Source organism: Larkinella sp., from assembly GCF_965227735.1.
Lineage (GTDB): Bacteria > Bacteroidota > Bacteroidia > Cytophagales > Spirosomataceae > Larkinella.
In genome coordinates this window covers 4,086,145-4,111,362 of sequence record NZ_OZ245776.1, presented here as the reverse complement: position 1 = coordinate 4,111,362, position 25,218 = coordinate 4,086,145, and the positions used below count along the sequence as shown (strand labels likewise).

Below are 25,218 nucleotides of genomic sequence, written 5' to 3'. Positions count from 1 at the left end.
TCTGCGTACTTTGCACCCCAGTTGTATCTGAACCTTGTGTAGAAAATGTATCTTCTTGGATTTGATGTCGGCAGTTCGTCCGTAAAAGCCTGTTTGCTCGAAGTTGAAACCGGTGCGGTGGTGGCCTCCGCGTTTTTCCCCGAATCGGAAATGCCCATCGACGCGCCCCTGCCGGGCTATGCCGAGCAAAACCCCGATGCGTGGTGGAAAAACGCCTGTCTGGCATCCAAAACCGTGTTATCGAAAACCGGCGTGAAACCGGAAGACGTGAAAGCCATCGGCATTTCGTACCAGATGCACGGTCTGGTGATCGTCGATCAGGACCTGAACGTGCTGCGTCCGTCAATCATCTGGTGCGACAGCCGGGCGGTTTCCTACGGAGAAAAAGCCTTCGAAACCGTGGGTCGCACGAAAAGTCTGCAACACCTGCTCAACTCGCCGGGCAACTTTACGGCCGCCAAACTGGCGTGGGTGAAGGAAAACGAACCGGCGATTTATAACAAAATTCATAAGTTCATGCTGCCCGGCGACTATCTGGCCGCCCGCATGACCGGCGAAATCGTCACCACGCCCTCCGGCTTGTCGGAAGGCATTCTCTGGGATTTTCAGAACGAAAAACCGGCGGATTTTCTGCTGGACTATTTTGGTTTCGACCCCTCACTCATTGCCGACATCAAGCCGACGTTTTCCGTCCAGGGCGAACTGACGTCGAAAGCCGCCAGCGATCTGGGCCTGGCCACCGGTACGCCCGTTACCTACCGCGCGGGCGACCAGCCCAACAACGCCTTTTCGCTCAACGTACTGGAACCCAACGAAATTGCCGCCACGGCGGGTACGTCGGGCGTCGTCTACGGCGTCAGCGATCAGGCCAAATACGACCCGCAATCCCGCGTCAATACGTTCCTGCACGTCAGCCACACGCCCGAAGCCCCGCGCTACGGCGTTTTGCTCTGCATCAACGGCACCGGTATTTTGAATAGCTGGCTGCGGAATCACCTGCTGCGGGGCACAGTCGGTTATGCCGAAATGAACGATCTGGCGGCTCACGCGCCGGTAGGTGCCGACGGTTTGCTGTGTCTGCCTTTTGGCAACGGTGCCGAACGCGTGCTGGAAAACCGCGATTTAGGGGCTTCATTCCACGGGTTGCAACTGACGCGCCACAGCCTCCCCCACTGGATTCGCGCTGCTCAGGAAGGCATTGTCTTCTCTTTTTATTACGGCATTCAGGTCATGGAGCAAGTGGGCGTTGGTCTGAAAACCATTCGCGCCGGGGAAGCCAACATGTTCCTCAGTCCGCTTTTCCGTGACACGCTGGCGAACCTGACCGGCGCCGAAATCCAGCTTTTCAATACCGACGGTGCGCAGGGTGCCGCCCGGGGAGCCGGATTGGGACTGGGCATTTATAAAAACCGCCAGGAAGCCTTTACCGGTTTGAAAGTGACGCGCACCATCGAACCGGATATGCGGGCGCAGGAAGCCTACCGCGATGCGTATGAAAAATGGCGGAATGTGCTAGTGGGGTGATCATAATTGGAATCTACTTATTTACCCTGGAAAGGTTTAATGTCAACAGTCGGCGTTGTTTTTTATTACCCCGGAGGGGTGTTCTGTTAATAGGAAAACGGTATCTGCGATGGATTTAAGCCCCGGCAGGGGCGTTCTACATCCTGGCGTTGTCAGGGCGCTCCTGACGGAGCTTGAACCACTATTGATACGATTTTCCTATTAACAGTACACCCCTCCGGGGTAAATTGAAAGGTTTCGGGATCGACGGTTAGACTAATCAGAAAAAGCTAAGCTCAGAAAACCGCACTCTGTTCCCGAACCACCAATTCGGGCTCCAGAATCACGTTCTGCAAATCCGTCGGGGCAATCTTTCCGTTGATCACGTTGAGCAGAATTTCGGCCGCCATAAACCCAATTTGGTACGGATGCTGTTCGACCGACGCCAGGGGCGGGTGTTCGAGGTAGGTATTGAGCGGCAGATTGGCAAAACTGACAAACGAAATATCCTGATTGACGACCAGCCCGTAACTCCGGCACACCTGCATGGCATCCAGCGCGACATAATCGTTGAACGTCAAGACCGCATCCGGCCGGGTGGGCGATGACAAAAGCTGATTCATTTTCAGGACGGTTTCCGGCGTCGTCAGGTCGCTGCGCTTGATCAGGGCGTTTTCGACAGGCAATCCTTCTTCTACCAGCGCGTTGATATACCCCCGATACCGCTCCTCGCTGGCCACCAGGGTGTGCGGCCCGTTCAGCAGCGCGATGCGTCGATGACCGCGCCGGGCCAGCCATTTGGTGGCTTCATAGGCGCCTTTTTCCATATTACACTCGACCCGATGGGCCGCAATGTGGGGCGGAATGCGGTCGAACAGCACCAGCGGAATCTGGCGATCCAGTAACTCCTGAATGTGGTGGGTCTGCTGGGTTTCTTTGGCAACCGACAGCAACACGCCATCGACCCGATTGGAGGCTAAAACCGTCAGTATCTGCTTCTCGCGATCAAACCGGTCGTGCGATTGATAAAGCGCCACCGTCACCTGGTGTTCAAACGCCAGTTCTTCCACGCCATTGATCACTTCCGAAAAGAAGTTCTCCCGAATTTCCGGCAACACCATCCCAATCACGCCCGTTCGGCCCCGCTGGAGATTGCGGGCCGTCGTGCTGGGCAGGTATTTCAACTGATCGGCCAGCGCATGAACAGCATCGCGGGTGTGTACACTGATGCGGGGGTGGTTTTGCAAAGCCCTGGACACGGTGGATGGCGACACACGCAATTGCCGGGCAATCTCCTTAATTGTAATAACATCCTTCATCGCGCGTCCTGTTCAGCCTTACAATTTACTCTTATTCCTAAAAAACGCAAAATTTCCTTCGGTTTTGCACAAACGTTTGCGCAGGTCTGAACAAACGTTTGCGCAAGCCAAACCCGTCAGAATCAGAGCTGTGAAGCCGCGGTTTCGATTGATTGATTGCCGGCTTTTCTCCAATTTCAGCATGGAATTGAACCTGAACCCTCAACCTAACGCATTCGTCCACTCAGCTAACTCCTCCTATGCCTGTTTCTTCCCGCCGAAATTTTTTGCGTACGGCCGCCCTCAGCACCGCTGCTGCGCCCTTTATTCCTTCGCTGTTTGAACCGGCCGCTGCCGCTTCGAAACCGGCGGCTTTGTCACAGGTTCGTCTCGCTTTTATCGGGGTCGGTTCGCGGGGCCGCAGCCACGTCCGCCAGGCCCTTTTCCGCGACGATGTGGTGATTACGGCCATCTGCGATCCCGATCCGGAAGCCATCAGCCGCACCAACGCCATGATCGAAAAAAGCGGCAAAAAAGTGCCGGTTGCTTTCACGAAAGGCGGTGAGGATTTTGTGAATATGCTCAAGCGCGACGACATCGACGGCGTCGTGATTGCTACGCCCTGGGAATGGCACGTGCCGATGGCCGTTGCCACCATGAAAGCCGGGAAATATGCCGGCGTGGAAGTATCGGCGACGGTCACGCTGAAAGAATCCTGGGACCTGGTCAATACATTCGAAAAAACCGGGTCGCATTGCATGATTCTGGAAAACGTCTGCTACCGGCGCGATGTGCTGGCGGTTTTGAACATGATTCGTCAGGGCATGTTCGGCGAAATGCTGTATGCCCACTGCGGGTACCAGCACGACCTGCGGAACGTCAAGTTCAATGGCGGCATGGGCAAAGAAGGTGTCGAATTTGGCGCCAAAGGCTATTCCGAAGCCCGCTGGCGGACCCAGCATTCCGTCGATCGCAACGGTGATCTGTACCCCACGCACGGTCTGGGGCCAGTCGCTCACTGGCTGGACATCAACCGGGGTAACCGGTTTTTGTCCCTGACCTCAACCGCGACCAAAGCCCGCAGCCTGCACAAATATGTGGTCGACAAGGGCGGCCCTGATCATCCCAACGCCAAAGTCAATTTCAAGCTGGGCGATGTGGTTACCACCGTGGTCAATTGCGCGAATGGCGAGAACATCGTCATCATGCACGACACCAACTCCCCCCGCCCCTATTCACTCGGTTTCCGGGCGCAGGGAACGCAGGGTATCTGGATGGATGATGGCAAAACGATTTACCTCGAAGGAACCAGCCCGAAACCGCACCAGTGGGAACCGTTCGCTGCCTACCAGGATAAATACGACCACCCGCTCTGGAAACAACACGGCCAAACGGCCCAGAGTGGCGGCCACGGCGGTATCGACTTTTTCGTGATGCGGGCCTTCATCGAATCCATCAAAGCCCAGACTGCCCCACCGATCGACGTCTACGATGCCGCCGTCTGGAGTGCCATCAGTCCGTTATCCGAACAATCCATTGCGCAGGGCAGCAAACCCATCGAAATCCCGGATTTCACGCGGGGAAAATGGAAAACCAACCGCCCTATTTTTGGTCTGAACGAAATTTATTGATCTGATTTGCTCAACTATCCCACCTGGTCAAAACCCTCCGGTTTTGACCAGGCTACCCTCCCCTTGCCTTTACCGAATGCCCTAAGCCCTTTGCCTTCTGCATCTTAATTCTCCACTTTATCAATCTTCCAACCCATGAAACAGCTTTCCGTAAGTTTACTCCTGTGGCTATCCATAACCGTTTGCGGTTATGCGCAGTCAAGCCTGCGGGGCACCATCCGCGACGATGCCGGTCAACCGCTGCCGGGCGCCACCATCATCGTCCGAGGCACCACACAGGGCACCACCACCGACGACAAAGGCAACTTCACCGTCCGCACAACGCCAACGGACGTGCTGGAAATCAGCTCTATTGGGTACCAGGGAACCACCGTAACGGTCGGAAACCGCACGACAGTCGAGATTACCCTCAAAAAAGCCGACACCATGCTCGATGAGGTGGTCGTGATGGGGTATACCACCACCAACCAGCGTAACCTGACGGGTTCGGCGCAGGTGGTGACGGCCAAAGAATTGAAAGATGTAACGGCCAACAGCGTCGGCCAGATGCTGCAGGGCAAAGCGGCCGGGGTTTTTGTCGGCAACAGTTCCGGCGACCCGCGCAGCACACCCAAAGTGCTTGTTCGGGGCGTTGGAACGCTCACGGCCAGTTCCAATCCGCTCTATGTGGTCGATGGTGTGATTGGCGGTATTCCCAACCCCAGCGACATCGAATCGATCACCGTGTTGAAAGATGCTTCGGCCACGGCTCTGTACGGAGCGCGGGCTTCCAACGGCGTTATCGTCATCACCACCCGCCGGGGCGTTTCCGGAAAAACCCGCCTGACTGCCCGACTGAATCAGGGTGTCGGCACGCTGAGCCTGGGGAATTTCGGGTTGCTGGACGGCCCGCAACTGTATGATTTGCAGAAAAAAGTATTTCAGCGCGACCGGCCCACGGGCGTTCTCAACGATTATCTGCCCACGCCCGAAGCCAATGCCAACACCAACTGGTTCGACCAGGCCTTCCGGACGGCCAGCAACACGCTCGCGGAACTGAGTGCAGCGGGTGGCAGCGACAAAACCAAGTTCTTCCTGAGCGGGAACTACTACAAGGAGCAGGGCATTTTGCAGGGAACCGGCCTCGACCGGTTTGGCGCACGGCTGAACTTCAGCCACAACATCAGCGACAAATTTCGGGTGAATGTCAACGGGGCCGGGTTGTCGACGCGCGGCTACGACAACAGCAACGGCGGTCTTTATGCCGCTTATACCTACCTGCCCTACGACGATCCGTACTACAACGGGCAACCGTATAACCCCGTTACCGGTGCGAAAAAATGGTATGGCCGCGATAACGCCAACTTCATTTACAACCGCCAGTTCAACACGTTCAAGGAAAACACGCTGTCGGGCGACCTGCTGTTCAAAGCCGAATACGACGTATTGCCCTGGCTGACGCTGACGACCACCAACCGCGCCCAAACCAGCTATTACGGCAGCCAGAGCAGTCAGGACATGCGCGGGCCGAGCGCCCTGGATGTGCAGGGACGGCTGTCCAGAACCAACACCCGCGACTATACTTTGCTGACGTCGAACCTGTTGCGCTTCCGGCATAGTTTCAACGGCGGACATACACTGGACGGTTTGGCGGGTTACGAATACCAGACCTACTACTACGAATCACTGGCGGCCACTGGAAAAGGTATTTTTTCCGGCCTGAGCATTCTGGATGCAACCTCGCAACCCGAAACCATCGGCGGAACCAAAACCGACAACGCGTTCTCGTCGTATCTGTTCCAGGCCAACTACGGCTATCAGGATAAATACCTCGTTACGACCTCGTTCCGCCGGGATGGTTCGTCCAAATTCGGGCGGGATAAGAAATACGGCAACTTCTACGCGGTCGGCCTGACCTGGAATGCCTCCAACGAAGCGTTTCTGCGCAGCAATCCGTTGTTGACCAACCTCAAATTCCGGTTGAGCTACGGAACCACCGGCAACGCCGACGGCATCAACGATTACGCTTCCCAAGGTTTGTACAACCTGACGGGCCAGTACGCCGGTATTCCGTCGGCCTACCCGACGCGCATCGAAAACCCGAATCTGTCGTGGGAAGTGTCGAACAATACCAACTTCGGGATCGACGCCAGTTTGTGGAACCGGATTTCGCTCACCGTCGACCTCTACAACCGATTGACCAACAACCTCTTGTTCAACCGCCCGCTTCAGGCCACCAGCGGTTACACGTTCATTACAGAAAACGTGGGCGCGGTTCGGAACAAAGGACTTGAAGTGGTTCTGTCGGCCGACATTTTGCAGAAAACCGCCCTGAAATGGCGCATGGACATCAACGCCGGTCTGAACCGAAACGAGGTGACGGCTCTCTATGGCGACCGCGTGCTGGTGGCCAACGGCCAACGCCCTTACGCGCTCAATCAGCCGCTCAATAGCTGGTATATGCGCCGGTGGATGGGCGTCGATCCGCAAACCGGTGGACCGCTCTGGGAAAAAGTGGGCACCGACGGCACCAGTACTACGACGAACAACTACAATGATGCCACGATCCAGTTTATCGGCAACAACGCCAACCCCAAACTGTTCGGCGGTTTTCGGCAGGTGCTGAGCTGGAAAGGGCTGGAACTGAACGCGTTCTTTACCTACAGCACCGGTTCCATTCTCTACAACGGCGACCGCAACCTGTTCGACAACGACGGCGCCTACGACCGCTATAACCTCATGGCGTTGCAGGAGGGCTGGAGCCGCTGGGAACAACCCGGCGACATTGCCACCCATCCGAAGTACGTCATCGGCGGGAACAACAACGCCCAGCGCCCGTCGTCGCGGTTTCTGGAAAATGGCAATTACCTCCGTCTGCGGAACATCAGCCTGACCTATGATTTGCCGACGGCGCTGGTCAGTAAAGCCAAACTGGACGGCGTCCGGCTGTCGGTTTCGGCGGATAACGTGTTCACGATCACGAAGTTTTCGGGTATTGACCCGGACGTAACCGAAACGGGCGAAGTAGGAACGAAATACCCGTTCAGCCGGAAACTGGTTTTTGGTCTTCAGTTTAACTTTTAATCATCAACACCCATGAACTTCTCTCTTTCGCGCTTTTTGTTGCTGGGCTGTGTGGTGGTAACCACCTCCTGTGAAATTGATACAACTCCGTATAACGGGTTATCCGAGTCAGCCATTCTGCAAGGGGCGCAGGGTCTGCGGGCGGCTACCGACGGAAATTACACCTTCCTAAAAGAATCCGACTACACCCGTAACCTGTTCATTATGAACGAATACCCGGGTGATAACCTAACCCTGAGCGGAACCACTACCGATGCACTTTTTCTGACGTATACGTACCGGCACACCTCCGACCAGGCCAACGCGCTCCAGATTTACCGCAAAGCCTACCAGGTTATTGTCGGCGCGAACAAAGTAATTGCAGCCGTTCAGGAAGGAACATCGAAGGAAATGGATCAGATTCTGGGCGAGAACATCTTTCTGCGCGCCATGGTCCATTTCGAGCTGGTCCGGCTTTTCGGACGGCCGTATGCCCAAAGTCCGGAGACGAATCTGGGCGTGATCATCAAAACCGACGCAAAAGCAGACGACAATGCCGCCCGGGCGACGGTGAAAGAGGTCTATGCGTTTGTGGTCGGCGAGTTGCAGAAAGCCGCCAAGCTGATGACGGTGACGCGCACCAGCAGTTATGCCACGGCTGCGGCCGCCAACGCGCTGCTTTCGCGGGTGTATCTGTACATGAATGACAACGCCAGCGCCATCCAATACGCCGATCTGGTGATTGCAGAAAACCGGTTTTCGCTGGCGACACCGACGCAGGTTCCTGATTTTTACACGGTGGAAAACGAGCAGAACAAGGAAGTCATTCTGGCCATTAAACACACGCTGAAAGACGACCGCGCCTGGAGTTCGCTGGGTTCGATGCTGTACACGTCGCCGGGCGGTGTTGGCTGGGGCGAGGTCTATGCCTCGCAGGATTACCAGGATCTGGTGAACAAAAACGCGAATGACAAACGGCGGACGTTTCTGGTTCGGAAACTGACGGCACAGGGCGCGCAGGAAAAGCGGAACGGCATCGACAAAGTGTACGTCACGAAGTTTTCCAACCAGGGCGGTATTGCCACGCTCAGCTCACCGATTTTACTGCGGCTTTCGGAAGTGTATCTGAACCGGGCCGAAGCCTACGCCAAAACCGGTGCCACGGACAAAGCCATCGCGGATGTCAACCTGATTCGGCAACGGGCGGGTCTGACCGGCACCGAACTGTATTCGGCATCTGATCTGAAAGGATTACCGACGGTTTTGGACGTCGTGTTGCAGGAACGTCGGCTGGAACTGGCGTTTGAGGGCCACCGGGCGTATGACCTCTACCGCAACGGCCGGAGCCTGGTTCGGAATTATCCCGGTTATCACAACACCACAACCGGCCAGCAAACCGTTCCGGCGACCGACAAACAAGTGGTTCACCTGATTCCGGAAGCGGAAATTATCTTAAATTCCAACCTGAAACAGAATCCCTTGTAGTAACCGTCTAATGACTATCCTGAATCCGATCCTTTTTTTAGTGAGTACCTGGTTTTTCACGCTGACCGGCGATTCGCACGATGCGAATCGCCGGTCGGTTCCCATCGGCGGCAACGCCTGGGTGTCGAAACCATCTCATTCGCCCGAAAAAATCACCAACGACGGCCTGACCGGCTGGACCCATCCGGAAAGTGTCGTTTCCACCTACGTCCGGTTCGACCGCGCCGGAACGCTGAAACTGTCGGCCATGATGAGCGTTCCCGAAAGCGAAAGCAAGATCCGCGTGAGTGTATTGGGGAAACCGGTCGAGTTTTCGGCCAGCGGCAGTGCGGATAAGGACTATTACGTCGGCGAATGGGCCGTTCAAAAACCGGGCTACGTCCGGATTGATCTGCAAGGACTCAGCAAATCCGGCCCGGCGTTTGGGCAGCTTCGTGAACTGGGAATAAGCGGGGATTTAGTCGATGACAAGACGGTTTTTGTCCGCAACAACCAGGGCAATTATTTCCATTGGGGTCGGCGCGGCCCGTCGGTTCATCTGAAATATACCGCACCGGAAAATTCCGATTCGGAGTGGTTTTACAACGAAATCACGGTTCCGGAAGGCAGCGACGTGCTGGGTTCCTACTTTATGGCCAACGGTTTTGCGGAGGGCTATTTCGGGATGCAGGTCAATTCGCCGACCGAACGGCGAATTTTGTTCTCGGTCTGGAGTCCGTTCAAAACCGACAATCCGAAAGACATTCCCGACGATCAGAAAATCCTGCTGGAGAAAAAAGGGGAGAGCGTAACGACCAATGATTTCGGAAACGAAGGGTCCGGCGGACAAAGTTACCTGCGCTACAACTGGAAAGCGGGCCGAACCTACCGGTTTTTGCTCCGGGGCCGACCAACGGAAAACGGGTATACCACCTACACGGCCTATTTCTCGGATGCTGAGGACAAAGACTGGCAGTTGATCGCCAGTTTCAAACGCCCGAAGACGACGACGTACCTGAAATCGCCCCACTCTTTTCTGGAGAATTTTATGCCCAATACCGGTAACCTAACGCGTCAGGTTGCTTTTGGTAATCAGTGGGTTCGGAGCAAAGAAGGCGTCTGGCAGGAATTGGTAAGCGCCAAATTTACCGGCGATGCCACCGCCCGGGCCGGTTTTCGGCAGGATTATGCGGGCGGTTTATCGCCAACCAGTCAATTTTTCCTCAGGAATTGCGGTTTTTTTGATGACAACGTACCGCTCAATACCGATTTTACCCGGAAACCGCTCAAAAAAGCCCCATTGATTGATTTTTCCCGATTACCCTAATTTGTGATTGTTTGATTATGTCTTTTCCGCTGTCTATATCCACGCCGGGTCGCATCTGTTTATTCGGAGAACACCAGGATTATCTGGGCTTGCCCGTTATTGCCGCTGCTATTTCCCAACGCATCCGGATTACCGCCGAACCCACCACCAGGCCGGAGGTTCGGCTGTTTCTGCCCGACATCGACGCTGAAGAACGGTTTTCGTTGGCAACGCTTCCGCTGACGTACCGGCAAGACCGGGATTATTTCCGCAGCGCGGTCAACATTCTGTTGCGGGAAGGTTTCCGGTTTTCGACCGGAATTCAGGGCGAAATCCGGGGCGAGATTCCCATCAATGCGGGTACGTCCAGTTCCTCGGCCCTGCTGATCACCTGGTTGGCGATTCTCACTCAATTTGCCGACAATCCGCAAACGCTGGCCCCCGAAAAGCTGGCGGAACTCGCTTATGCCGCCGAAGTGCTGGAATTTGGCGAACCCGGCGGCATGATGGACCACTATGCCACGGCGGTTGGGGGCGTAATTTACCTCGAATCCGTTCCGAAAATTCATCTTGAATCTTTTCAGCCGCAGCTCGGCGCGTTCGTGCTGGGCGATTCACGCCAGCCGAAAGACACCATCGGCGTTCTGAAACACGTCAAATTCGGGATGCTGCGGGCGATGGAAAAAATTAAGCAGCACGACCCGGCCTTTTTGCTCACGACCTACCCGCTGGAAGCCGCCGACGAATACCGGTCGATCCTGACGCCCGATGAAATGGCGTTGCTGAAGGGCAACCTCTCCGACCGCGACGTCTTGCGGGAGGCTCTGGCGATGTTCAAAACCGGAACCGTCGATCACCAGCGGCTGGGCGCCTTGCTTACCATCCACCAGACCAGTCTCCGGAATGCCAAGCGCGTTTCGACTTCAAAAATCGACCGGATGATCGATGAAGCGCTCAAGGCCGGTGCTTACGGCGGGAAAATCAACGGTTCGGGTGGCGGAGGCTGTATGTTTGCCTACGCGCCCGAAAAACCGGAAGCCGTGGCCCAAGCCATCGAGCGGGCGGGCGGAAAGGCATACATCATCCGGGTCGATCAGGGGGTTTCGGTTCTGCCGCAACCACTGCCGGTTGAAGATTAAGCCTGACACATTGAGCGTTGTTCCGATGCCGTAGGCATCTGATGTTTGTAGGAACAGCTACTGATGCTTTTAGCCGCCTGCCGTAGGTAGGCAACCCCTAATATGGCTATTACACCCATAAACATTCTGTCTCTACGAGACGCTCCACATCGCACATTTATTTATCGCACCATTACCCTACAAAAAATATAGATTTAGTTTGGAAATTAAAAATCCGTGTTTTACTTTTGTATCGTTATCTCAATTACTACTTCTGGTAACTAGTAGTTGCCGGTGCGCCGGTTCGAGATTTATACAGAAAGGGGGAGAGACAGGCTCGATGAACCCTTAGCAACTTTCCAGACGGTCGGGCGACCCGGTGGAATCAGTGCTAACCTGCCTAAATAAGTTAGGAACTATAAATTAACAACCATCATGAAAACGCAAACAACGAAGCAACGTTGTGACCCCGATCAGGACTGGCACCTTTGTCCAGTCCGGTAAGTCACACTCCACACAAGCGAATAGCCAACGATCAGCGTCGTTGGCTATTCGCATTTTCAGTCTTCCTTTTTCGTTCAATAGGCCAGCAAGCGGCCACAGGCAATGGTTCCCAGCCATAACAGGATGGAACCCAGAGCGGCCGCTTTGGCCGCTACCGGCGTTTGACCGGCCTGCCAGCCCGTTGGGGATCGAAAGGTGATTCGGTGAAAAACCGCCACGTTGATGCCAGCAACGGCCAACAGCCCCATTTTTAGCCAGAAAGTCGGGTCTTTTCCCAGCGCTTCAGCATTGGTGCTAAACAGCAGTAACCCGGACGGAATCACCAGAATCAATCCCCTCCGCGACCAGGGCAGGACGTGCGTGGCCAGATCGGCAACCGGTATCTGTTTGGAAAACCCCAGCAACCGGAAATCAAACAGAAACGCTCCGCCCACCACCAGGACAATCCCGACAATGTGCACGATTTCCAGCGCCGGATACAGCCACAGCGACTGACGGATCGCAACGGCCAGCGTACTATTTTCGATGCTTTGCAGCCACTCGACGGGAACGCCCAGCCTCATTTACGCAGTTCGTATTTCTTCCCGTCGATGAAGATTCGCTCCGCCCGCATTTCGTTTTTGACGGTTTTATGCGGATAACCGACCACCCGCAACGAACTGCCTTTTTTCAGCATGGCCGCGCTTACGCCCCGTTCGTTCATCCGGCTCGTGGGAGCCAGATAAACCAGCCAGGTTTTGTCCTTGTCTTTCACTTTGGCCGTGGCATGCGGATTTTCATACTTCGATTCCTCGATGGTGCCGGTATAATCCAGCACTTTGGTCTGGTCATAATCACCCCAGCCGTGGTGAAGGGGCGCAAAGGCGGTTCCCAAAAACAGGAGCAGCGCGAACGAGCAATTTTTCAGTAAGGTCATGGGAGTTTGGGGTTATGTTGGAATATAGATGAAAGAGTAAAGACAAGAGAGTAAAAAGAAATAGTGATCAAGTCTTTATTCTCTTGTCTATCCTCTCTTGTCTATGCTAATCGCACCGGTAAATCCCGAATCCGCTTGCCACAGGCCCGGTAAATGGCGTTGGTCAGGGCGGCCGCCGTCGGACCCTGGGCGGCTTCGCCCGCACCCAGCGGTTTTTCGGTTGGTCGGGCAATCACCACGACTTCGACTTCCGGAATGTCACTAAACCGGAAGATCGGATACGAACGCCAGTCGCGGCTGCTGACGTGCTCACGACCAAAGGTAATCTGCTCTTTCAGCGTCCAACTGGCCGACTGAATCATCCCCCCTTCGGTCTGGTTTTTCAGGCCGTCGGGGTTGATCACTTCACCGGCGTCGATCACCGACCACATTTTCCGAACCTGAACGGTACCGGTTTTAGTATCAACGAAAACCCGGGCGGCAACAGCACAGTACGTCGCCACATTTTTATACCGGGAAAACGCGAAACCGATTCCCTCGTTGGCGGCCACTTTTTCGGAGTGCGTCAATTCCTGAAGTTTTTTGATGACGGCCACCGCCCGGTCGTCATCCAGATGCGCCAGCCGGAATTCCAGTGGATCTTTCCCGGCTTTCTCGGCCAGTTCGTCCATAAACGATTCAATCGCGAACACATTGGCGTAGGCTCCCAGACTGCGCAAGGCCGAAACCCGCAGCGGTCCTTCAAAAAAATGGGCGTCGACTTTCAGATTCGGAATGGCGTAATACGGTTCCGAGTTGCGATAACCACCCCCACTATACCCGCCCGACGGCGCGGAAAACGGTTTTTCAATCGACCGGGCCGCCAGTAAATTACCCGGCTCACCGCCCGGTCGGGTGCTGTGCGAATCCGTCCAGAGGGCATACCGCCAGTGGGTTATTTTTCCGGAACGATCCAGCCGGGCTTCGGCTTCCATCTGCATGGCACTGCCGTAGGGTTCCCAACCGTGTTCGTCGTCGCGTGACCATTGCAGCCGGACGTGTTTGCCCGGATAGGCCATCGCCAGCAAAGCCGCATCAGCCGCGACATCGTCCGCGCCATTGTGACCGTAGCAGCCCGAACCGGGAACGCCCACCACATGGATGGTTTCGGCAGACAAATGCAGCATTTTTGCCAGTGCTTCCCGAAGCGGATAAACGCCCTGGCTGTGCGTCCAGATGTGCAGCTTGTTTTCCTGATAAAGCGCCACCGCGCAGGACGGGCCAATGGACCCGTGCATGTGATACGGCTTGAAATAACTCGCTTTCAACGAAATACCTTCCGACTGTTCCGGCGTTTTCAGATCACCGGATTCCTTGACGGTTCGGGTTTTAGCCGGCAGTTTTTTGATGTATTCCGCCAGCGTCTTCTCATCCGGCAACGGTTTTGCGGTTTCCCAGCGGGCCTGTTCGCGGGCAAACAACTGGGCCTGAACCGCTTCGTATTCTTCGGTTGCCAGAATGCCCACAAAGTTGCCGTTGATGACGGTTTTCAGGACACCCGGTACTGTTTTCTTCAAAGCCGCAACATTAAAGGAGCGAAGTTTGGCACCGTGCGCCAGTGGTCGTACGATCCGCGCGTGCACCATGCCCGGAAACCGCAGATCCTGAACGTAAACCGGCTCTCCGCGCGCCATTCGCTCAATATCGTTCCGGGGAATGGGTTTGCCCACCCAGCGGTAGTCGGATTTGGGTTTGAGCGCAACCGGCAACCGAACGGCGTCTTCCAGTTGCTTTCCGTTCAGCAATTGGGAAAATGTGAGCTGTTCTGCGCCGGTTTTTTGCTGTACGTTCCCGTTTACTATGCGGAGCTGGTCGATCGGTTTATTCCAGCGTTTGGCGGCCAGTTCCAACAGTTTTTGCCGGGCGGCTGCGGCTGCATACCGCACCGACATCGCACTGTTTTCAATCGAGCCACTCCCGGCGGTGTAGCCTTCGTGGGGTGTACGCCCGGTTTCGGCCAGGTGAACCTCGACCTTATTCAAATCCATATCCAGTTCCTCGGCGGCCACCTGCGCAATGGCGGTGCGAATGCCCTGCCCCAGTTCCAGTTTGCCGGTAAAGATCCGGGTCCGACCATCGTCCAGCACCTCCAGCCAGGCATTGATCTGCGGCTGTTGTCGCAGGCTCCCCGGCAGCGAATCCTGCAAAGGCGGTTTTTCGGAAGCCGACAGGGGCTGACAGGAAAAGGAAAACCCGATGGTCAGGCAACCGGCGGTTTTGAGGAAATTTCGTCGGGATTGGGTGATCGTGTCCGCAGTTTCTTTCATTCCGGGAAGAGTTAGACGTTACGGATTGGCTGCTTTAGCCGCTTGCCGAATGGCCCGGATGATGCGCGACTGCGTTCCACACCGGCACAAAACCCGCTCCATGCCCTGGCGAATGGCGGTATCGTCGGGCTGTTTATGTTCAGCCAGCAAAGCCGTTGCCGAAATCACCATGCCGTTGAGGCAATAGCCACATTGGGCGGCTTGCTGCTCCACAAAAGCCCGTTGTACCGGACTTAAGGATCCGTTCGGTTGGGTCAGTCCCTCTAAAGTGACGATGGATTGTTTCTTGATTGTTCCGACTGGTAACAGGCAACTGGGCGTCGCTTTCCCGTCGAGCAAAACCATACAGGCTCCGCACTGCTCCAGACCGCAACCGTATTTAGGGCCGTTCAATTCGAGATTATTCCGCAATACGTACAACAGGGGCGTATTTGGATCGACCTCCACCGTATGCGGTTTCCGGTTTACCTCAATAACCAGCCGGGCTTTCATCGTCTTGCTTTTGATTCACAGGTAAATAAACTTGGAGCTTTCGCCCCTAAATCCCCTAAAGGGGACTTTTAGCATCTGGAAAGTTTCGCGTCCAAGTCCCCTTTAGGGGATTTAGGGGCGAAAGCTCTAAAACTTACAACCCATAAAAAAGCAATTTGTTGATAAGAAGTACCCGCAGTTGGTCGGCGGTAGAGATGTCTACCCTTTTTCCTGCACCAGAAAATCCTTCAGACAGCCCCGAATGGCGACAATCAGGTCGTACTCAGTCGATTCCAGAACGAATTTTTCAGGCAGTTTGCAGAATTGCATAAAAGCCGTCAGCCGATCCTCTTTCAGCTCGGTGATGCGCGAAATCCAGATGGGGTCCAGCCGCGCCTGGTAGCGTTTCTTGTTTTGTTCGGCCTGTGTGAATTGCTGTAGTTTTCGCTCGTTTTTGGCCTCTTTACTAAATTTGCCGTACAGCGCAGAAACCGGCCCTTTCAGCGTCATTTTGGGAGCCAGAGTCGCGTAGTCGTAGCCCATGCGCCCTACATTTCCCATGGAAATGCCGACAAGTTCCGGCGGTGTCTTGATTTCGATGAGCGGTTTTTCGGCAATGTTCAGCTTCATGAATTCCTGCTTAAAACGGCTTTCGGTCCAGCCTTTGATGACGACTTCATTCAGCATTTTCACGTCCTGAACCAGCTCAATCACCAGTTCCTGTTCCGTGGGCGGCACGGCGAGCTGGACGGTTTTGTAGCCAATGCAGGAAATCAGCAGGGTGTCGTTGAGGAAAGCCGTGATCCGAAAATGACCAGCTTCGTTGCTGAGGGTGGCCCGGCGGAGCGACGTGTTTTGTACGGTGGCCGACACGATCGGTTTCTGGCTGCTCTTATCGACTACCGAACCGCTTCGGATGTCCTGAGCACGGCCGACCGCTGCCGTTAATACCGAAAACAGAAAGAAAAGTAGTGCTTTTTTCATACCCGCTGGAAACCTGTGCTATCATCCGAACGCAAACTAACCGTTTTTAGGGTAAGCCGAATGATTTTTAACATTTTTTAGGTTTCCGCAAAACCGCCCGAATAGAGCCAACGGCCCGGTCAATGCTCTTCTTCGGCGGTTTGAATAAACGCCCGGGCCTTGCGGATGTTGGCGTTCATGAGGTCGGTTTCGATCAGGCCATCGCGGAGCCGGACAATCCGGTGGGCGTATTCGGCAATGTCTTCTTCGTGCGTCACCATGATAACCGTGTTGCCCTTGCTGTGAATCTGGTCGAACAGATCCATGATTTCGTACGACGTCTTGCTGTCGAGGTTACCCGTCGGTTCATCCGCCAGCAGAATGCTGGGGTCGTTCACCAGTGCCCGTGCCACAGCCACGCGTTGCCGCTGACCACCGGAAAGCTCGTTGGGACGGTGCCCCGCCCGGTGTTCCAGACCGACGTTCTTTAGGGCCTGCATGGCTTTTTCCGTACGGTCGGCTTTGTTAAAACCCGCGTAAATCAGGGGCAAGGCTACATTTTCCAGCGAAGTTTGGCGGGGCAGCAGGTTGAAGGTCTGAAACACGAACCCAATTTCCTTGTTCCGGACTTCCGCCAGCGCGTTTTCGCTCATGTTGCTGACGTCCAGGCCATTCAGGATATAGGTGCCGGAGGTAGGCGTATCCAGGCAACCAACGATGTTCATGAGCGTCGATTTGCCCGAACCCGACGGCCCCATAAATGCCACATATTCGCCTTTTTTAATCGTAATCGTCACCGATTTCAACGCTTCGATGACTTCGCTGCCCATCACGTACCGCTTTGAGATTTCGTGGGTTTCAATAATATTCTTGCTCATAGATCAGTTAGAAGCGTCAACGCCATACGAAAACCGCATGACTACGGTGACTAGGTGGCAGCAATTTTGCGTTTACGCAGAAAATAATTTCGGACAAATAAGCCCGTCAGAATCAGCATTTCGGCATTCGGCAAGTCGGTCACCAACTCGATGGTCCCTTCATCGGCCAGAAACATCCGGGTGCGGTCATAATGAATAATCTCCTGAGCGGTTTTCGATTCTGGCTTTTCGGCGACGATACTCCATTCGTGCATCATGAAATTTTCACGCTTCCAGGTGTATTTTTCACCGGTTTCCAACCGAACAACTGCGCCGTTAAATCCTTCAAAATCAATCCGGCCAATGATTTGATCACCGGCCGTTTTGTCGTGGATATTGACCGAGTGAACCAGAAAACCCGCAACGTCGAAAAAGATGTGAACACCGTTCAGGTGCGCATCGACGTCCCGAACCAACAGGTCGCGGTGCATGCCCCCAACGACTTCATCACCTTTCATGATGACCACGCTCCGGCTAAACGCTGCTTTAACCCAGTGAAGTTGCTTTTCCATAGAAAGAGGGGAGTAGAAACCACCTCTTAAACTTACTGAATTTATTGAAATGCCTCCCGCTGTTTTTCAATCAACGAGCGTTTAGCCTGATAGCTTACCAGAAATGCCTGATAATCGGCAGGAGACGTGGCCGCCCGCAACCGCGCCAGACTCTCTTCGGCGTAATCGGCCAGGCCCAGATCGAGGCAAAGCAAGGCATAGAGTTTCAGCAGGGCCGGGTTCCGTTCGTTCAGGGGCAAGGCTTCGAGGACACGATTATAGGCTTTTTCGGATTGGCCATTGTCTCGCTCAAAACCGGCTGCAGCCGCCACCAGTTCGGCATTGAATGGAGCTTGCCGAAGGGCCTCTTCATACAACCGGCGAGCCTCAGCCGGTTGTTTTTTGGCCTGGTAGGCCTGTGCTAACACCAAATCTTTCTCAGCCTGAAAAGCCGCTGCAACGGCTTGCCGGGCGTCCATAATGGTCTGATCATACCGCCCTTTTGCATTTCGCAGCCGCAGGTAGGCAATGGTCATTGCGGAGCCGGCAAACGCATTCAGTTTTGCTTCCTGCGGGATTTGTTCGTACCAGCCTTGGGCAACCGGGATTTGCTCCAGGCTTAAATACCGACTGACCAGCGTGGATGCGACAATCGTTTTCAGGTTATCATCCTGCATAGAGCTATGCAACGCCCGTTGCGGCCCGGCCTGATCGATCAACGGGTCATACAGCAGCACAAAGGCTTTTTCGAGATCGGACGACGGTTGTTTTTTGCCGTATAAAACCTCCGCCAGACTCCGCACTCCGGGGTCGTTCTGCCCGGCAATTTCCCAGAGCGACCGGGCCATGAGCGGATCGCCGGATTTGGTCAGCGCCAGGGCCTGATAATATAGCGAAAGCGTATCGGCATTTTGCGCCAGGATATCGGCGGCCTTCCGGTTCAGGCCTTGTTCCATCATCCAAAGCCCCGAAATGAAATTGTAAAACTCCCCGTTTTGCTGGTTGTCGCGGGCCAGTTGCTCGGTAATTTCAAAAGCGGTGCGTTTGTTGCCGGTATAATACTGGGCCGCCGATTGAGCAAAGAGCAAATCGTCCGTAAAGTCCTGATTCGCCGGATTCCCGCCCATTTGTCTCAGAACCGTAAGCAAAGTTGTGTCGGCACGCCGGTTTTGAACGGCATAATTATACAAACCGGCAAACCGGGACACATTCAGTCCCTCTTCCGGACGCAGTTCATTGAGCCAGGCCGGACGCGGAACGGACGCGCTGTCGGCCGTATTCCGGAAAAAAGCCAAAGCGGCCCGATTGGCTTCGTAGGATTCATAGGTGCCGGGTTGTGACGCGTTTGCCAACGAATCGAGCGAAACCAGCCGTGGATTGCGCGCCCAGAACGCCAGCAGATTCGTTTGCGGAACCTCTTCTCGGGCGGTATTGCCGGTCGAAGCCGCCAGATAGTAGTAGGCGGAATCGGCCACACTGGTCCGGGCATAGAGATAACCCAGGTTGTTCTGCAATTCGCCGTTTTTCGGAAAAGTGCGAATGCCCCGTTGCAGCATTTTGATTGCTTCAAACAACAGGTTGTCGCCCAGCAATACCGAGGTCAGCCCGGCATACGCCTGGGGTGAGGGCTGTTTCAACAAGGCCTGATTGAAATAATAAGCCGCCGTGACCTTGTCGCCCTGCGTCAGAGCCAGTGACGCCAGGGCGTAATTGGATTTATGGTTCTGGAATTCGCTGCCTAACGCGAGGGTGTAATATTGCTCCGCCACCCGCAGTTCGCCCGTAGCAGCATGAAAATCACCAACGGTATTGAAATAACCGGCGGTGGCCTGCTTGAACGTGAAGAAACTTTGATAGGCTCCAATCAGAACCGTCAGCACAGCGGCAATCAAGCGGGTTTGCTGCAACGAAAGCTGCGTGGGTTTGTACAGTACCTTGTAAACCGGCAGGCCCTGGCGGTAGATCGGCAGAAAATTAAAAAACACGTAGACGACAAACAGCAATCCACCGGCCAGGTGGGTATACACGATCATGTCTTCCAGGGCTTCCACCAGCGGATCGTTGGCCGAGGCAAAGGCGTAGGTGATGGTCATGACGGTGATGAGAGCCAAACCCAGATACAGAAACGCTCCACCGTCGCGGAATGACAGGAAGGCTTCGTTCTGACGCAATTGCTGCCGAAATCCCCAGATGCCCAGCACCAGCGAAACCACAAACAAAACGAAGGGGCTGATGACCATCGGATTCCAGGCAATCACTTTGGTGTTACTCAGCCAGATCAACAGCAGGTTGACGAGATACAACAAACTGATCAACAGGAAATTGTTCATGCCCAGCGGACGTCCTGAACCGTCGCTGCGGTTGGTGCGGGTCACCGAGGTCAGGTAGACCAGAGCCGCGATACTTTCCGTCGAAATCCAGAAAATGAACCCCAGCGAAATCACCAGCAAACCCGGCAGCGCATAGCCCACAAAAGCCGATGCTGGCAACGGTTGCCCAGCCAGCCGGTCGACCACCAGCCAGCCCAACACGATCATGCCTGCGAAAACCGCCAGACGAACGGGCAGCGAAACGTACGATTTGAAGGCATGGAAATAATAGCTGACCAGACCCAGCGTCAGCACGACGAGCACAAACGGCAACCGCCCACCGAAAACGGTTCCTAAAAAACCGGGTAGTTGCAGCACTTCCAGCCGGAACGTAGCCACGAGCACAATCAACACGCCCATGGCGATGAGATACGGCCAGCGTTGCAGCCGGGTGACTGCCGCCAGAATAAACGCCAGCCCCAGACAGATGCCCAGCGTAACCAGTTTGGCCGCCACCACATTCACCTGCATGGCCGACGCAACGAACTGTTCTGTCACGACATAGGCTTTGCCTGCAACGGAGTAATCAAACAAACCGTCGGTAAAGGTGCCGACGGACGCTGGCAGTTCCGTCAGTTCGCTCAGGACATCCCAGCGAACGACGTTTTGCAGGCCCTGCATCCAGGCTCGGATCATGCCCGCGATGGCCGTAACGAAGAGCAGTAAACCCGCCCAGTAGGCAATTCGATGGGCGGTATTCCAGTTTTTCCAGAAAAAAAGCATAGGATCAAAAACGAACCGGCAAGTTTCAAAAACTTTGCCGGTTAAACTACCCATAGCAACGCTGGGGTTGGTTAGTTAGTGCGTGTTGCCGGGTTTGATCCGGCAAATCCAGTTATTTTTACCAACCCGCAACCAGGCGCATCAAATCCTCTTTACCGGTTCGAAGACGAGCCGGTTAACCTGTTTACATACAAATAAGGCCGATTCCGGCTGAAATCTTTGTTTTGTGCAAACCGCAGGATTGGGGTTATTATCAGCGAACTAACTGGAACAAAAACGATTTCGTCTTGTAAATCTTAAAAATAGATTAAAAGGCAACTTGGGTTTAAGCAAATTATCATCTAATTTTGCGGTCGCATTGAGTACGCTTTTCCTATTAAAATTTCTCAACTTCATAGCATGACAACTGCAACAGCAACGAATACGGGTAAAATCACGCAGGTGATCGGCCCGGTTGTTGACGTGAGTTTTGAGGGCGAAGGGTCGCGGCTACCGTCGATTCTGGATGCTCTGGAAGTCACAAAAGCCAATGGCCAAAAAGTTATATTGGAGACCCAGCAGCACCTTGGTGAAGACCGTGTCCGGACGATTTCGATGGACGCCACCGAAGGACTGGAGCGCGGGATGACCGTGGTCCACCTGGGCACTCAGATTACCATGCCGACTGGCGACGGAATTCGCGGACGGTTGTTCAACGTCGTCGGTACGGCCATCGATGGGATTCCCCAGCCCACCAGCACCGGCGGTTTGCCCATTCACCGGAACGCTCCGAAGTTTGAGGACCTCGCCACGTCGACCGAAGTACTTTTCACCGGGATCAAGGTTATCGACTTGCTCGAGCCGTATGCCAAAGGTGGTAAAATCGGTCTGTTCGGTGGTGCCGGGGTAGGAAAAACCGTATTGATTCAGGAATTGATCAATAACATTGCCAAAGCATACGCTGGTCTTTCGGTATTTGCCGGTGTGGGAGAACGGACCCGTGAAGGGAATGACCTGCTGCGCGAAATGATCGAAGCCGGTATCATCAAATACGGCGACAACTTCAAGCACTCCATGGAAGAAGGCGGCTGGGATTTGTCGAAAGTAGACTCGGAAGAGTTGAAAGAAAGCCAGGCTACCTTCATTTTCGGTCAGATGAACGAACCTCCCGGAGCCCGCGCCCGTGTCGCCCTGTCGGGGTTGACGATTGCGGAACACTTCCGCGATGGTGATGGTACCGGACAAGGCCGTGACATTCTGTTCTTTATCGACAACATTTTCCGGTTTACGCAGGCCGGTTCGGAAGTATCGGCCCTTTTGGGTCGGATGCCTTCGGCGGTAGGTTACCAACCCACGCTGGCGACCGAAATGGGAACCATGCAGGAGCGGATTACGTCGACCAAACGCGGTTCGATTACCTCGGTACAAGCGGTTTACGTACCAGCCGATGACTTGACTGACCCGGCACCGGCCACGACCTTTGCCCACTTGGATGCCACGACGGTATTGAGTCGGAAAATTTCCGAGTTAGGTATTTACCCGGCCGTGGATCCGCTGGATTCAACCTCCCGGATTCTGACCGCCGAAATCCTCGGCGACGAGCACTACAACACCGCTCAGCGCGTGAAAGAGATTCTTCAACGTTACAAAGAATTGCAGGATATCATCGCCATCCTCGGGATGGAAGAACTTTCGGAAGAAGATAAGCAGACGGTAAACCGCGCCCGTCGCGTGCAACGCTTCCTGTCGCAGCCGTTCTTCGTAGCCGAGCAGTTCACCGGTTTGAAAGGCGTTCTGGTTCCGATCGAAGAAACCATCCGGGGCTTCAACGAAATCATCGACGGCAAGTGGGATCACCTGCCCGAAGCAGCCTTCAACCTCGTTGGAACCATCGACGACGCAGCCGCCAAAGGCGAGCGTCTGTTGAAGGAAGCGGGAAAATAAAGATCGTTTAAGGTTTAAAGTCTAACGTTTAAGGTAAACCTTAGGCGTTAAACCTTAAACCTTAAATCTTAAACGATAAAAAAATGCATCTCGAAATCATTACACCCGATAAGAAGGTCTTTACCGGTGAGGCTACCGCCGTTACTTTTCCGGGTACGGAGGGTCAGTTTCAGGTTCTGAACGACCACGCTCCCATTGTCAGCACGCTGGCACGGGGACCGGTTACGGTGGCTACCAGCTCCGGCACCCAGACGTTTACCGTCGATGGTGGCGTGGTGGAAGTGCTGAATAATAAAGTGCTGGTGCTGGCTGAAGCGGTCATTGCTGCTTAAGCGGTTATCGTCTCTATACATTAAGGACAGGTCTTCACAGACTTGTCCTTTTTTATGGTATTTTCGTCAAGATCAATACCCCATTCAATGACCACTAAGTATAAGCTGGATCGTACTGCTTTCCACATGGGTACGCACACGGAGACCGAACAATATCATGCTTCGCAACAAGCCGAAACCTATGCTGAACGGCTAAAACAAGCTAATTACTTAATTAGCGTTGCTTTCGATTTATCGAATACTCCCCGCTTAAATAAGTCTGCCTTTTCGGCCCGTAAACACCAGTAAATACGTGGCTCATATTTTTAATGACGATTTTCGGGATTTTTTAATGATATTGAACAGTTAAAGCGACAGAAAAAGCAATAAGCCTCACCGCGCCGTCATTTTCCGCTTACCTTCCTGAATCAGTTCCAGTGCTTTTTCCATATCCCGGTCGCGCTGCTTGATGCGGTCCGTAACGGTGTAGTCAATGGGGTAGTCGGGCATCACACCGCGCCCCTGGTCGGGGGTCCGGCTGGCGGTGGCAATCCAGAAAACCGGAAATCGCACCCGGAGCCGGGTGTCGGGCAAGGTCAGGGTTTGAATAATACCGCCGTTGCAGCCCGCTTCGCCCCCACCGGTTTCCTGCCCGATGATGGTTACGGGTCGCTGAGCTTTCAGGCTCGCGGTGAAAATGGAAGCTGCCGAGAAGGTTCGCCCGCTGGTCAGAATATACACTTTTCCGCTAAACCGGTGATCCGAGGCCGGTTTGTTCCAGCCGACGTTGGATTTGCCAAACTGGTAGCGGCCGCCGTCCGATTTCATGTAGCGGAAATTCTGACGCAACAGCCGCTTCTCTTTCCGGTCGAAATACGAACACGAATTGGGTCGGCGAACGCGGCTTTCGGCCCGATCGACCTGGCGGAAATCCGATTTCATCAGATACGACATCAGATCCGAACCGATTTCTGCATTGCCACCGGTATTCTGGCGCAAATCGATCACCAGATCCTGCACTTTCAGTTTTTCCAGCGTTTCAAACACCTCCCGGTGATAGGACCCGTAGTGGTCGTAGCCAAAACTGTTGATGATGAGCATAGCCGCCGTCGAATCCCCGTTCAGGAAATGGAGCGAACGCATGAGTTGCAATTTGGCATCCTCATCGAAAAAAGAAGCCTCTGTTTTAGAACGGTTTTTCCGGCTTCGCTTGACCGTCGCCGGGCTTGGCGTCGTTGGAATGTCGCCCGTACTGACCGGACGGCGACGAACGGTGGTGATGCGCTCAGAACGCGTGGTGTCCCGCACGGTCAGCGTCCAGGGCGAATGGCCGTCGAAATGCCGCCAGTAGGTTTCTTCGAGGTGGTATAATTCCAGAAAATAATTCTTGAAGGTCTGGTTATAACCGTCTGACGGCCAGCGATCCCGGGCGGCCTGAATAATCTCCTTCACCGGATGACCACCCATTTTAAGCACTTCCGTACCACAAACCAGCAAGGAATCCGTGCTGCGGTTGCGGCCAATAAACATCCGGTCGTTTTGCAGAATGATATCGAAGGGTAACCATTCCGGCTGCGGTTTTTGCCCTTTCCGGCTGGAAGAGAGCGATTCCTGCACATCGGTGTGGCCGCAGCGTATCTGAACAATCAGCGGGCGCAGCAACTCCCGAAACTCCACTTCAGACATCGGGCGGTAGAGTTGCCGGGCCACGGCGTCGAAATTACGGTTCATTTCCTCGCGCGGGGCATACCGGTACAAGCTCGGATGGCGCTCTTCCAGCGTCTTCCGCAGTATCGCAAAGTCGCTCCGCAACTGCTCGACCGTATACATCCGGGGGCGATACGTCGCTTTTTTCGGATGGCCCGGAAACCCGTAAGCTGTGCTGATGGTCAGTGCCAGCAGCAACGCAAGGAACCGCATACTCGTTTTCTGACTAAATCAGTAAATTCGGTTCCCGAAACT

General features: G+C 54.5%; 18 protein-coding genes and 1 riboswitch. Of the genes, 8 read left to right on the top strand and 10 right to left on the bottom strand.

What is annotated here, in order from left to right:
* Positions 1-45 precede the first annotated feature (45 nt).
* Positions 46-1,524: a xylulokinase gene (locus ACO064_RS16110; RefSeq protein ID WP_421828285.1), complete on the top strand. Its 1,479-nt coding sequence runs from the start codon at positions 46-48 to the stop codon at positions 1,522-1,524.
* A 275-nt stretch (positions 1,525-1,799) separates the two neighbouring features.
* Here ACO064_RS16110 and ACO064_RS16105 read toward each other — a convergent pair whose 3' ends face one another.
* Positions 1,800-2,822 (bottom strand): LacI family DNA-binding transcriptional regulator, encoded by a 1,023-nt coding sequence (locus tag ACO064_RS16105; protein ID WP_421828284.1) that lies wholly within the window; start codon positions 2,820-2,822, stop codon positions 1,800-1,802.
* 239 nt (positions 2,823-3,061) lie between these two features.
* Here ACO064_RS16105 and ACO064_RS16100 point away from each other — a divergent pair, with 239 nt between their 5' ends.
* The 5 genes from ACO064_RS16100 (at position 3,062) to ACO064_RS16080 (ending at position 11,383) form a co-directional block, all read left to right on the top strand.
* Entirely contained in the window at positions 3,062-4,432 is a 1,371-nt protein-coding gene (locus ACO064_RS16100; protein WP_421828283.1) for a Gfo/Idh/MocA family protein, read from the top strand.
* Between the two features lie 135 nt (positions 4,433-4,567).
* Entirely contained in the window at positions 4,568-7,495 is a 2,928-nt protein-coding gene (locus tag ACO064_RS16095) for a SusC/RagA family TonB-linked outer membrane protein (protein WP_421828282.1), read from the top strand.
* A gap of 12 nt (positions 7,496-7,507) precedes the next feature.
* Entirely contained in the window at positions 7,508-8,959 is a 1,452-nt protein-coding gene (locus tag ACO064_RS16090; RefSeq protein WP_421828281.1) for a RagB/SusD family nutrient uptake outer membrane protein, read from the top strand.
* A 10-nt stretch (positions 8,960-8,969) separates the two neighbouring features.
* Complete coding sequence (locus ACO064_RS16085) at positions 8,970-10,265, top strand: DUF3472 domain-containing protein (protein ID WP_421828280.1); 1,296 nt, start codon at positions 8,970-8,972, stop codon at positions 10,263-10,265.
* A gap of 17 nt (positions 10,266-10,282) precedes the next feature.
* A complete protein-coding gene (locus ACO064_RS16080) occupies positions 10,283-11,383 on the top strand; it encodes a mevalonate kinase family protein (protein ID WP_421828279.1) in 1,101 nt (366 codons plus the stop codon).
* Between the two features lie 287 nt (positions 11,384-11,670).
* Positions 11,671-11,787: riboswitch (SAM riboswitch) on the top strand.
* A gap of 153 nt (positions 11,788-11,940) precedes the next feature.
* Here the strand turns inward: ACO064_RS16080 and ACO064_RS16075 are convergent.
* From ACO064_RS16075 to ACO064_RS16040, 8 genes are all read right to left on the bottom strand, one after another.
* On the bottom strand, positions 11,941-12,429 hold the full coding sequence (locus ACO064_RS16075; RefSeq protein ID WP_421828278.1) for a DUF6644 family protein: 489 nt from the start codon (positions 12,427-12,429) through the stop codon (positions 11,941-11,943).
* A complete protein-coding gene (locus tag ACO064_RS16070; RefSeq protein WP_421828277.1) occupies positions 12,426-12,782 on the bottom strand; it encodes a DUF6152 family protein in 357 nt (118 codons plus the stop codon). Before ACO064_RS16070 ends, ACO064_RS16075 begins: the two co-directional genes overlap by 4 nt.
* 101 nt (positions 12,783-12,883) lie before the next feature.
* Positions 12,884-15,088 (bottom strand): molybdopterin cofactor-binding domain-containing protein, encoded by a 2,205-nt coding sequence (locus tag ACO064_RS16065; RefSeq protein ID WP_421828276.1) that lies wholly within the window; start codon positions 15,086-15,088, stop codon positions 12,884-12,886.
* An 18-nt stretch (positions 15,089-15,106) separates the two neighbouring features.
* Positions 15,107-15,580 (bottom strand): (2Fe-2S)-binding protein, encoded by a 474-nt coding sequence (locus ACO064_RS16060; protein WP_421828275.1) that lies wholly within the window; start codon positions 15,578-15,580, stop codon positions 15,107-15,109.
* A gap of 198 nt (positions 15,581-15,778) precedes the next feature.
* The gene (locus ACO064_RS16055) at positions 15,779-16,543 is read right to left on the bottom strand and encodes a carboxypeptidase-like regulatory domain-containing protein (protein ID WP_421828274.1); all 765 of its coding nucleotides are present in this window, start codon (positions 16,541-16,543) and stop codon (positions 15,779-15,781) included.
* A gap of 119 nt (positions 16,544-16,662) precedes the next feature.
* A complete protein-coding gene (locus tag ACO064_RS16050; protein WP_421828273.1) occupies positions 16,663-17,400 on the bottom strand; it encodes an ABC transporter ATP-binding protein in 738 nt (245 codons plus the stop codon).
* 50 nt (positions 17,401-17,450) lie between these two features.
* Positions 17,451-17,951: a hypothetical protein gene (locus tag ACO064_RS16045; protein ID WP_421828272.1), complete on the bottom strand. Its 501-nt coding sequence runs from the start codon at positions 17,949-17,951 to the stop codon at positions 17,451-17,453.
* A 41-nt stretch (positions 17,952-17,992) separates the two neighbouring features.
* Positions 17,993-21,022, bottom strand: a complete 3,030-nt coding sequence (locus tag ACO064_RS16040) for a hypothetical protein (protein ID WP_421828271.1) — start codon at positions 21,020-21,022, stop codon at positions 17,993-17,995.
* Between the two features lie 399 nt (positions 21,023-21,421).
* Between ACO064_RS16040 and atpD the strand changes: the two genes are divergently transcribed.
* Together atpD and atpC are read left to right on the top strand one after the other, a co-directional pair.
* The gene (gene atpD, locus ACO064_RS16035; protein ID WP_421828270.1) at positions 21,422-22,945 is read left to right on the top strand and encodes a F0F1 ATP synthase subunit beta; all 1,524 of its coding nucleotides are present in this window, start codon (positions 21,422-21,424) and stop codon (positions 22,943-22,945) included.
* An 83-nt stretch (positions 22,946-23,028) separates the two neighbouring features.
* Complete coding sequence (atpC, locus tag ACO064_RS16030) at positions 23,029-23,277, top strand: ATP synthase F1 subunit epsilon (RefSeq protein WP_421828269.1); 249 nt, start codon at positions 23,029-23,031, stop codon at positions 23,275-23,277.
* A 372-nt stretch (positions 23,278-23,649) separates the two neighbouring features.
* On the opposite strand, the gene ACO064_RS16025 is transcribed toward atpC, so the two are convergent.
* On the bottom strand, positions 23,650-25,176 hold the full coding sequence (locus ACO064_RS16025) for a S41 family peptidase (protein ID WP_421828268.1): 1,527 nt from the start codon (positions 25,174-25,176) through the stop codon (positions 23,650-23,652).
* Positions 25,177-25,218: the final 42 nt, after the last annotated feature.